This window comes from Rhizobium sp. 10PS4 (assembly GCF_032464805.1).
Taxonomy (GTDB): domain Bacteria; phylum Pseudomonadota; class Alphaproteobacteria; order Rhizobiales; family Rhizobiaceae; genus Rhizobium; species Rhizobium laguerreae.
The window spans coordinates 19020-30254 of sequence record NZ_JAWDIW010000014.1 but is presented as its reverse complement, the minus strand read 5'-3'; the positions used below and the strand labels follow the sequence as shown (position 1 = coordinate 30254).

The window sequence follows — 11235 nt, the reverse complement described above, 5'->3', positions numbered from 1 at the left end:
GCGGTTGGTCTCCCGGCATGCGTTCGCAGCTTAGCTTTTTCGAGGCGGCAATGGAATCGGCGCGCAACTCCAAGACGGAGCAGGCAGTAAAGAGTGCGCGGCGCTGAGGCAGCGACGCGCTTTGATGAGGAAGCTTTGACCTGGAAGGAAAACGGCGCGGCTTTCGCCGCGCCGTCCTCACTCTGCTGCCAACGCCGGCGGATGTCTGTCATCCGCCTCTTCCTGGATGGCGTCGGCATGCTGGCCTGGCTCGTCCCTTGCTTTCGGCTCCCGGCCGAAGAAAAGGGCGTAACCGGCGGGCAGAACCAGAATGGTAAGCACGGTCGCAACCAGGATGCCGCCCATCATCGCGTAGGCGAGCGGACCCCAGAAGACACCGCGCGAAATCGGAATCAGCGCCAGCACGGCGGTCAGCGCCGTCAGCATGATCGGCCGGAAACGCCGTACGGCCGCGCCGACGATCGCCTCCTGCCGGTGCATGCCGGCCTTGATATCCTGGTCGATCTGATCGACCAGGATGATCGAGTTGCGCATGATGATGCCGAGCAGCGCGATGACCCCGAGGATCGCCACGAAGCCGAAGGGCGCGCCGCTGATCAGCAATGCGGCAGCAGCACCGATGATCCCGAGCGGACCGGTGGCGAGCACCAGCATCGCCTTGCCGAAATGCTGCAGCTGCACCATCAACAGCACGATGATGACGGCGAGCATGATCGGCGCCTTGGCGGCGATCGACATCTGGCTCTCCGCCGCATCTTCGGCGCCGCCCTGGATCTCGACATTGTAGCCGGCAGGCAGGCTGTCGCGCAGGTCCTTCATGTCGGCATACATCTTCATCACCACGTCGTTCGCCTGCACATCGTCAGGCAGCGTGGCGCGCACGGTGATCGTCGGCAGGCGGTTGCGCCGCCATTCGATGCCCTGCTCCATGACGGGCACGACCTTGGCGACCTGCGAGACAGGCACGAAGCCGCCGAAATCCGTCGGCACATAGACCGAGTTGACCGCCGACAGCAGCGAGCGGCTGGCATCCGGCTCGCGGGCGACGATCGAGACCGTCTCCTCGCCGTCGCGGAAATCGTCGAGCGCAGCCCCCGACATGGCGGTCTGCAGCATCTGGCGCACGCGCTGCGAGGTGACGCCGAGTGCTCGGGCGCGGTCCTGGTCGATCACTAGCTTCATCCCCGGCACCTCTTCCAGCCAGTCGTCATGGATGGCGCCGAGCATCGGATTGGCCTGGAAGCGCGCCTTTACCTGATCGGCGATCTCCCTGACTTCCTGGCGGTCGGGCCCCATGACGCGCATCTGCACCGGCCAGCCGGTCGGCGGACCGAGGAAGAGGCGGTCGACCTTGCCGCGAATATCGGGGAAGTCTTCCGCAAGGATCGTCCGCAGCCTGACGATCAGCCGCTCGCGTGCCGGTTCGTCATTGGCCATGACGAGCAGCTGAGCGAAGTTCGGATTGCGCAGCTGCTGGTCGAGCGGCAGGAAGAAACGCGGCGCGCCTTCGCCGATATAGGTGGCGATGAACCGCTTGTCGGGATCATCCATCATCTTGGCTTCCAGTGCCTTTGCCTGCACCTCGACTTCCTTGATGCTGGTGCCCTCGGGCAGCCAGAGATCGACGAGAATTTCCGGCCGCGAAGATTGCGGGAAGAAATTCTGCGGAATGAACTGGAAGGCCCAGAGGCTGGTGACGAAGGTGCCAAGCGTCAGCAACAGCACGATGACTCGGTGGCGCACCGCCCAGCCGACCGTGCTGCGCAGCCGACGGTAGAAGCCGGTGTCGAAGGCGTCGTGATGCTCGCCAGCGTGATGGCGCTGCTTGAGGATCATATAGCCGAGCCACGGCGTGAAGTAGACCGCGACGAACCACGAGGTGACGAGCGCGATGCCGACGACGTAGAACAGAGACCGCACATATTCGCCGGCCGTCGAGGCGGCGAAGCCGACGGGAATGAAGCCGGCCGTGGTGATCAGCGTGCCGGTCAGCATCGGGAAGGCGGTCGAGGAATAGGCAAAGCTTGCCGCCTCGATCTTGACGAGCCCCTCCTCCAGCTTTCGCTCCATCATCTCGACGACGATCATCGCATCGTCGACAAGCAGGCCGAGCGCGATGATCAGCGCGCCGAGCGAGATGCGCTGCAGGTCGATGCCGAGTTCGTACATCAGCGCAAAAGTGGCTGCGAGCACCAGTGGAATGGCGATGGCGATGACGAGACCCGATCGCCAGCCGATCGACACGAACGAGACGACCAGCACGATGATGAGAGCTTCGCCGAGCGCATGCATGAATTCGCTGACCGCATCCGTCACCACGTCGGGCTGGTTGGCGATCTGATCGACGGCGACGCCGTAGGGCAGCGCCTCTTCGAAACGCTGATAGGTCGCCTCTACGCCCTTGCCGACATCGGTCACATTGAAGCCCTTGGCCATCACGACGCCGACCTGAACGCTGTCGTGGCCGTTGAAACGGTACTTGCGCTGGTAGGGATCTTCGAGACCGGGACTGACGGTGGCGATATCGCCGAGGCGCGTCACCTGGCCGCCGGCGCGAAGGCGCAGCTCGCGGATATCGGCCGCCTTCTTCACGTCGCCTTCGACCGAGATGCGCACCGAGCGCAGGCCGGTATCGACCGAGCCGGCCGGATCGACATTGTTTTGGCCCTTGATGGCGTTCTGCAGATCGAGGATCGTCAGGCCGCGCTCGGCGAGCGCCTTGGATGAGACGTCGATATAGATCTTCTCAGGCTGGTCGCCGATGATGACGGCTTTCTCGACGCCCGGCGTCGTCAGCAGCATGTCGCGCGCCTGGATCGCGAATTTCTTCAGTTCCGGATAGGAATAACCGTCGCCGCTGATCGAATGCAGTGTGATGAAGGTGTCGCCGAACTCGTCGTTGAAATAGGGGCCGAGCAGGCCCTGCGGCAGCTCGCTGGATATGTCGCCGACCTTCTTGCGTACCTGGTAGAAGGCATCCGCCACTTCTTCCGAATTCGTGTCGCCCTTGACCTGCAGGGTGATGATCGCGCTGCCTGCACGCGTATAGGACTTGACCCAGTCGATATGCGGTGTTTCCTGCAGCTTGCGCTCGATCTTGTTGACGACCTGATCTTCCATTTCCTGAATGGAAGCGCCCGGCCAGATCGCCTGAACGACCATGACGCGGAAGGTGAATTCGGGGTCCTCGCGCTGGCCCATGCGCATCAGGCCGAGCACGCCGGTGATGATGATCAGTCCGAAGAGGAAGCGGGCGATGCTCGGATGTCCGATCGCCCAGCGCGACAGATTGAAGGGCCGCTTTTCGGTGGTGGCGTCCATGGTCCTGTTCTCTCTTTATGGCGCGTTCAGCGGACGGTCTGGTCCGTGGCAGCCAGGGCCGACTGCTGGTCCGGCACCTTCACCTTCAGGTTTTCGCTCATGAACTGCGTGCCGGCTGAAACGACGAGATCGCCGGTATCGAGACCCTCAGTCACATGCACGCCGTCGCCGGTGAAATCGGCGACCTTGATGTCGCGGCCATGCACGGTCGCCGTGTCGCGGTCGACGGTCCAGACCATCTGCTTGCCGTCCTTTTCAGCCAGTGCGCTGAGCGGGATCGAGACATAGCTGTTGCTATTGCTGACGTCGGCCTCGATCGTCGCCGTCATGCCGAGCAAGACGCGCGGATCGTTCGGCAGGCTCACGCGGACCGCAAAGGTACGCGACTGCTGGTCGGCGCTTCCGGAAACCTCCCGCACCTTGCCGTCGAGCACCAGCCTGTCGTCGGCCCAGAAGCTTGCCTTGACTGTTTTGCCCGGCTTGAATTCGGCAATGTCGTTTTCCGGAACGGCGATCTGCACTTCCTTTTCGCCGTCGACGGCAACGGCGACGACGGGAGTGCCCGACGCAACGACCTGGCCGACATCGGCATTGATCGTCGTGACAATCCCGTTGTGGTCGGCCTTCAGCTCCGCATAACTCACCTGGTTCTTCGCCTGATCGAGCGCCGAGACGGCGGCATCGCGGCTTGAAACGGCCTGATCGTAACTGAGCGACGCTTGCTCCAGCTGGGATTTCGGCGAAACATTCTTGTCGAACAGCTGCTGATTGCGCTTGTTCACGAGATCGGCGGTTTCCACGCCTTTTTCAGCGGCTGCGAGATTGGCTTCCGCCGTCTTGACCGCCAACTGGTAATCGGTGGAGTCCATCCGAGCGAGCACGTCGCCCGGCTTCACCTTGTCGCCGATATCGACGAGGCGTTCGGTGATCTTGCCGGCGACGCGAAATCCGAGGTTCATCTCCGTGCGCGCCTTGACCGAGCCCGAATAGTCGAGCTTGCGGGTGTCGCCGGCCTTGGCGATCTCGACGACCTTCACCGGCCGGATGACTTGCTTGACCTCAGCCTTCTCTTCCGAGCAGGCGGAAACGCCGATGCCGATGGCGCCGAAGAGCATGAGACTGGCGACGGACGGCATGCGATGGCTGAGGGTCTTGAGCGAAAACATCTTTCGCACTCCTGGATCGTTTGGGGTTTCGGTGGCGGCTGCCGTCCATTATTTCTTCAGCGCCCTGATCACATAACTGATCAGCTCGTCGACGCTTGCGCGGTTCGTTTTGGCAAGACATTGCGCCACCATTTGCGGATGGCAGAGAGTGTTCGTCGCAGCACCAAAGCAGCGCGAGGCAACCACCGGGTCCTGCTCGGCGAATTCCCCGGCTGCAATGCCTTCGGCGATAATTTCGGCAATGAGATCATGAACACGATCCATATGCTTTTCGATGACATGCCAGTCGCGCTCGATGGCGACCACGATCATCTCGTGCACCTTCATCTCGTCCAGCATCAGATCGAGCGTCAACTGATGCTGGGTCTCGACATAGCGGCGCAGCCGCTCGCTGGCGCTGATCGGCTGATGGCGAATGTCGTAGGCAATTTGATAAGCGGTGGCGAGCATGCGCCCGCAGAGCGCCTGGTGAATTTCGACTTTGGAGGCGAAGAAGCGATAGATATTGGCTGGCGACATGCCGAGATCGCGGGCAATGTCGGCCACCGTCGTCTTGCTGTAGCCATAGTGCCGAAACAGCCGCTCGGCCGCGTCGAGAATGCGGGTCACATTCTCCTGCCGCGCGATGTCCAGCGTATTTTCCGCGATGTCGTTCATAAGTTTCGGGACCTGAATTACGACTGACGATTTTCGAATTTCGTCAGTCGTAAAATATCAGGCGTTACTTGTCAACATGCTGTAGCGCAGCATAAGGCTTTGCGAAACGAGCGCAGTCCGGCGGAAGCAACAACTCGAGCCGGAATAGGGGACGCCGACAATGGGTGCACCAAATACAAAGCGCCGCGGCGACAAGCACGCGGCACTTCGTTGATGGAGTGACGAGTCAGACGACCTTGACGTCGAGTGTGATCGGAACGGAGGCGAGAGCCTTGGAAATCGGGCAGCCGGCTTTCGCCTTGTTGGCAAGTTCGGTGAAGGTCGCTTCATCGGCCCCGGGAATACGGCCGGAGAGCGAGAGATGGATGGCGGTGATGGCAAAGCCGCCCTCGACGCTTTCGAGCGTCACCTTGGCGGAGGTTTCCATATGCTCGGCGGTAAAGCCGGCTTCACCGAGGATCAACGACAGCGCCATCGTGAAGCAGCCGGCATGGGCGGCACCTATCAGCTCTTCCGGGTTGGTGCCGGGGATGCCTTCGAAGCGGCTTGCAAAGCCGTAGGGATAGTCCTTCAGGGCGCCGCTCTGCGTCGAGATCAGGCCTTTGCCGTCCTTGAGGCCACCGGTCCAATGGGCCGAAGCCGTGCGATTGATCTGCATGCCGTCCTCCTGTTTTCGATTGTGTTTTCAGAAAGCGGCGGGGCGCCGCTCCATGCCTGCGGGAGATCAGATAGCCTTCCCGATGGGCAATATAATGCTCTATCCCGAGAAGACGACAGGCTTGTAAAAATAGCGGGATCAAAGCCCCTCAGGCGGAATGCTGCAGCACGCTGAGGCCGCCGTCGATTGTCAGGCAGGTGGCATTGATGAACGGGCACTCGTCGGAAATCATGAAAACGGCCGCCATGGCGATCTCCTCCGGCGTCGCGATGCGCCCGCCGGGATGCAGTTTCATCGTCTCGGCCTTTGCCGCCTGCGGATCAGGGAAGCCGTTCCAATAATCGATCACCTTCTGCGTCGAGACATAGCCCGGTGCCAGCGCATTCACGCGGATATTGCGGGCGGCATATTCGAGCCCCAAGGATTTTGTCATTCCGAGCAGGGCGTGTTTTGCCAGCGGATAGGGAAATGTATGCGGGATGATGGTGAAAGCGTGCGTCGAGGCGATGTTGAGGATGACGCCGCCGCCCTGTTCGATCAGGCCCGGCAGCACCGCCTTGCAGCAGTTCCATGCGCCCTTGAGATTGATGTCGAAGCAGCGGTTCCATTCCTCGTCCGTCGTCTCGAGCGGTTCGGCGAAGACATTGACCCCGGCATTGTTGACGAGCGCGTTCAGCTGTCCGATTTCTTCATTCGCCTGCGCGACCAATGTCGTGATCGTCCCGGTATCGGTAATATCGGCCGGCAGATAACCAAGTCGGCCGCCACCGCTCTGAAGCTCTTTTGCCGCCTGCGCCAGCAGCGCCGCATCGCGATCGACGAGAAAGACGGCCGCATCCTCCCGCAGGAAAGCCTTCGCGATCGCAAGGCCGATACCCTGCGCAGCACCTGTTATCAGGATGTTCTTGCCTTGCAGACGGCCGCCCATCTATCCCTCCTCCGACCGAACCGGCAGCGCCGACATCAGGATCGTCACCGTGCCGGCAAGATCCTCCCCCGGCGCAAGTGGCGCGAGCCCACCGAAATCAGGAAGGTGATGGCCGTTCGGCAGGTGGCTCATCGGCTCGAGGCAGAAGAAGTCGCTCCGGTTGACAGGCATATACAGCATGAAACGATCGAGCGCACCATCGGCTTCCAGCGCCGCCTGAATTCCAAGTTCCGGCCAGACGATCGCAGCTCGTCCATTCCAACCCTCGAAGGCATTGTTCATCCATCTCTGCGGCAAGAGCTTTTCGGATCTGAAATCGAAATAGTCCGGCAAAGGGCCAGGCATCTCTGGCAGATGATCCGGCCGCTCGCTCCAATAACGATCAGCCGCAATCGTCAGTCGCGTCTTTGGCGTGCGCGCGAAGAAGGGATGTTGACCGAGCCCGAAGGGAAGAGCCGCTTCGCCGCGGTTTTCCACGGAAAGCCTCAGCACCAGAGCATCACCGGTGAGACGGATCTCCTGCCGGGTGAAATAGGCATAGGGTGAAACGCCGTCGGCACCGCGGGAAAAGGAGAAGCGCGCATGCTCCGCACTGGCGTCTTCAAGCTGCCAGAGGCTGAGCCAGCCATCGCCATGGAGATAGAGCGGATCGGAAGCATTCGCTTGGAAGGCATGGACTTGTCCGGCAAAGGACATGGCGTTGCCCTCTACACGATTGCCGAACGGCACCATCGCGAAATTTGCCATCGCGCCATCCGGCCCGCCGGCCGCCACGAGAAAGGGGATGCTTCGATAGGTCGCGGCGGTGACGGCGGCGCCTCGACGGCTGACCCGGACGGCGAGATCGCCGTGCCTCAGTTCGATGTCATCGCCGGCTTGTCCCTGGTTCATCCGCGCCGTCCCGCAGCCGAAGACCTCAAATTGTCGAGCAACACTGCGATCAGCAGGATCAGCCCGCGGACCACATACTGATAGAACGCCTGGATATTCAAGAGGTTCATCACGTTTTCGGCGATGCCCATGATCAGCACGCCGACAATGACGCCGCTCATCGCCGCCCGGCCACCGGCCAGCGAAACGCCACCGAGAACGCAGGCCGAAATGACTGAAAGCTCAAGCCCTGTCGCCGCATTCGGCTGGCCGGAGGTGATACGTGAGGCAAGCAGGATGCCAGCAACGCCGCAGACAAGCCCCTGCAGCGCAAAGATCCAGACCCGCATGTTGACGACATTGACGCCGGCAAGCCGCGAGGCCTCGGGATTGCCGCCGATTGCCAGGGTGTTCTTGCCGAAGACGGTGCGGTTGAGCACGAAACCAAAGAGTATGAAAAGGATCAGCATGATCCAGATGGGCGTCGGCACAGTCAGAAATCGCGACAGGGCAAGCTGGTAGAAATCGGGATCATTGATGCCGACGGCGCGGCCATCGGACGCGATCAGCGCCAGCCCGCGCACAATCTGCATGGTCGCAAGCGTGGTAATCAGCGCATTGATGCGGAACCGCGCAATGACGATACCATTGACGAAACCGACGACGGCGCCGCACAGCAGGGCGGCGAGCAGCCCGACGGGAATGGAGCCTGTCGCATTCGAGACCATCACCGCGATCATGCCGGAGAAGGCGACGATCGATCCAACCGAAAGATCGAAATCGCGCGAGGCCAGGCAGAACATCATCGTGCAGGCGACGATGCCGATCGTGACGACCGACTGTAGCAGCCCCAGCATGTTTCGCTCGGTCAGGAAGTTCGGAACGAAGAGCGAGACGATCACGAAGGCGGCAGCAAAGATCACCACCAGCCCCTGTTCGCCAAGAAGAATTTTTTTCAACGAATTCATCGTCCGTATTCCTGGTCCTAAAGGGTGCCTGCGGCGTTCTTGTCGGGAAGTGCTGCCGTCAGGATGTTGCGCTCGTCGAAATCCTGGCGGGCGACATTGGCCGCCACCCTGCCCTGGCACATCACCATGATGCGATCGGAGATGCCCATGACTTCGGGCAACTCGCTTGATATCACCACGATCGCCATGCCGCCGGCCGCAAGCTCGTAGAGGATTTCATAGATTTCCGTTTTCGCTCCGACGTCGATGCCCCGCGTCGGCTCGTCGATGACGAGGACCTTGATCCCCTGCTCGGACAGCCAGCGGCCGAGAATGACCTTCTGCTGGTTGCCGCCCGAAAGGTTGATGATGTCCTGCTTGCGCGACGGCGTCCGCACCCGAAGCTTGGCGATGAACCGATCTGCCAGCGCCGCCTCTCGTCTCGGGCTCAGAATGCCGAAAGGCGAAAAATGCCGGCGCGATGAGATCGCGATATTCTCCTCGATTGATCGCCCTTGGATGATGCCGTCGAACTTGCGGTCCTCGGGGCAGAGCACCATTCCGGCATTGATCGCCGCCTTCGGATTATTCGGCGAAACGGCAACGCCATCGATCGTCACCTGGCCCTGATGCCTGGTGTCGGCGCCGTAAAGCAGCCGCGCCATCTCGCTGCGGCCGGCGCCGATCAGGCCGAAGAAACCGAGGATCTCGCCCTGGCGGACGGAAAAGCTGATCGGATGGCGTAGCCTCGGTCCCGACAGGCCCTTGACCTCCAGACGTATGCCGCCGAGCGGACGTTCGCGCCAGCCCCAGACATTGCTGATCTCGCGTCCGACCATTTCCGAGATGATCTGCTCTCGCGTGGTTTCAGCGATGTCAGGATGGTGGGCGGCAAGTTTACCGTCGCGCAGCACCGTCAGGCTGTCGCAAAGACGGAAGATCTCGTCGAGACGATGCGAGACGTAGAGGATGACCGTTCCCTTCGCCTTCAGCCTGTCGATGAGTGAAAACAGGATTTCGCTTTCACGCGAGGAAAGCGAGGAGGTTGGCTCGTCCAACGCGATCACCCGCGCATCGAGCATGACGGCCTTGGCGATCTCGACCATCTGCCGCGCACCGATCGAAAGGGCGGCCACCTTGGTCTGTGGATCGACATCGATGCCGATCTCCTCGAGCTTCGACCGCACCGTCTCGATCAGCGCCTTCGAATGGATGATGCCGCCCTTGGCGGGAAAGCGTCCAAGCCAGAGATTTTCGGCGACCGTCAACTCCGGAACGAGCTGTAGTTCCTGATGGATGACGATGACGCCGGCATGGAAAGCGTCGCGGACGGACCCGTATTTCTGCTCCTTGCCGTCGATGAGGATGTTGCCGCCATCGGTGGCCTGATCGCCTGACAGTACGCGGATCAGCGTTGATTTGCCGGCACCGTTTTCGCCCATCAGGCCGTGGACGGCGCCCTTCTCGACCGTGAAGGAAACATTCGCCAGCGCCTGCACGCCGGGATAACCCTTGGAGATATTGCTGAATTCGAGGAAAGCCATCATCGCTCCGTCGAGAAAGACCCGACGGCACGCTGAGCGGCCGCCGGACGATATCATCTTGGAAGGACGATCACTCGATGCCAAGATCCTTGCGGACCTTTTCGTAATCGTCGCGCAGTGCCAGGGAACCGGAGGTCAGCGTCAGCTTTGCCGGCTCCTTGTCGTTGGCAATCCAGTCGTACATGTTGAGCGCCGTCTCGTAGCCATGACGCTTCGGCGAGATGATGACGGTGCCGAAGAAGCCCGTCGGCGCCGGCTTCTTGAACTCGTTGATTGCCGACTCCGCGCCGCCAATGCCGACGCCGATGACGTTGGCCGCCGGAATGCCGACCGATTCGGAAGCACGGACGGCGCCGAGGACGGCTTCGTCGTTGAGGCCGAAGGCGACCCAGTATTTCACGTCGGCATGCTTGTTGAGAACGGTGGTCGCCGCGTTGAGCGCCGCTTCCGTATCCGTCTTCGCCTGTGGCGCATCATAGATGTTTTCGACCGGGAAGCCGGCGGACTTCAGCACCGACATCGCGCCTTCGACGCGGTCGACGGCCGTCGGCAGCTGGTCATAGGAGACCCGCACGGCGCCGACATTCTTCATGTCCCACCCGCGCTTTTTGATTTCGTCGACGATCGCCTGGCCGACGGTCTCGCCGATCTTGGTGGCTGAAATGCCCATATGTGGCACGTCTTCCAGCGGCTTGCCGTCGGCGCTGACGAGGCGGTCGTCGACCGTCATCAGCTTCAGCTGGTTGGCTTCGGCCTTGGCGACGATGCCGGGGCCGAGCTTGACGTCGGGCGTGCAGATGATGAAGCCCTGCGCACCCTGGGCGCCGAGATTGTCGATCGCCGACTGGACCTTCTCGCCGTCTTCGGCGCCGATCTTGACGACGGTGAAGCCTTTTTCCTTGGCGGCCTGGTCGGCGAACTTCCATTCGTCCTGGAACCACGGTTCCTCAGGCTGCTTGACGATGAACCCTATCTTGACGTCCGCGGAAAATGCCGAGCCGGCTGCCAGAATGGCGAAAGTGCCAGCCAGAATGGCTGCTTTGAACAAGCGCATGTCTCTCTCCCTAAACTCTCAAAAACCGAGCAGCTGCCTCCCAGGCAACGTCCAATGAATTATGATAAATCATCATACCAGTCAATTGCC

General features: G+C 61.3%; 9 protein-coding genes. All 9 read right to left on the bottom strand.

Annotated features, from left to right (window positions below):
* Positions 1–177 precede the first annotated feature (177 nt).
* The 9 genes from RWJ89_RS25240 to RWJ89_RS25200 all read right to left on the bottom strand — a co-directional run bounded on the left by RWJ89_RS25240 (position 178) and on the right by RWJ89_RS25200 (position 11145).
* Positions 178–3321, bottom strand: coding sequence for an efflux RND transporter permease subunit (locus RWJ89_RS25240; RefSeq protein WP_316031643.1), 3144 nt, complete (start codon positions 3319–3321; stop codon positions 178–180).
* A gap of 26 nt (positions 3322–3347) precedes the next feature.
* A complete protein-coding gene (locus RWJ89_RS25235; protein WP_316030039.1) occupies positions 3348–4487 on the bottom strand; it encodes an efflux RND transporter periplasmic adaptor subunit in 1140 nt (379 codons plus the stop codon).
* A 48-nt stretch (positions 4488–4535) separates the two neighbouring features.
* Positions 4536–5144 (bottom strand): TetR family transcriptional regulator, encoded by a 609-nt coding sequence (locus tag RWJ89_RS25230; RefSeq protein WP_072640492.1) that lies wholly within the window; start codon positions 5142–5144, stop codon positions 4536–4538.
* Between the two features lie 226 nt (positions 5145–5370).
* Positions 5371–5802, bottom strand: coding sequence for an OsmC family protein (locus tag RWJ89_RS25225; protein ID WP_316031642.1), 432 nt, complete (start codon positions 5800–5802; stop codon positions 5371–5373).
* A gap of 148 nt (positions 5803–5950) precedes the next feature.
* Entirely contained in the window at positions 5951–6730 is a 780-nt protein-coding gene (locus RWJ89_RS25220; protein ID WP_316031641.1) for an SDR family oxidoreductase, read from the bottom strand.
* Positions 6731–7621: an aldose 1-epimerase gene (locus RWJ89_RS25215; protein ID WP_316031640.1), complete on the bottom strand. Its 891-nt coding sequence runs from the start codon at positions 7619–7621 to the stop codon at positions 6731–6733. It lies immediately after the preceding gene.
* On the bottom strand, positions 7618–8568 hold the full coding sequence (gene araH / locus RWJ89_RS25210; RefSeq protein WP_131718789.1) for an L-arabinose ABC transporter permease AraH: 951 nt from the start codon (positions 8566–8568) through the stop codon (positions 7618–7620). The genes RWJ89_RS25215 and araH overlap by 4 nt, the downstream gene beginning before the upstream one ends.
* A gap of 17 nt (positions 8569–8585) precedes the next feature.
* Positions 8586–10091: an L-arabinose ABC transporter ATP-binding protein AraG gene (gene araG, locus RWJ89_RS25205; protein ID WP_316031639.1), complete on the bottom strand. Its 1506-nt coding sequence runs from the start codon at positions 10089–10091 to the stop codon at positions 8586–8588.
* A 70-nt stretch (positions 10092–10161) separates the two neighbouring features.
* Positions 10162–11145 (bottom strand): arabinose ABC transporter substrate-binding protein, encoded by a 984-nt coding sequence (locus RWJ89_RS25200; protein ID WP_077979410.1) that lies wholly within the window; start codon positions 11143–11145, stop codon positions 10162–10164.
* Between the last annotated feature and the right edge of the window lie 90 nt (positions 11146–11235).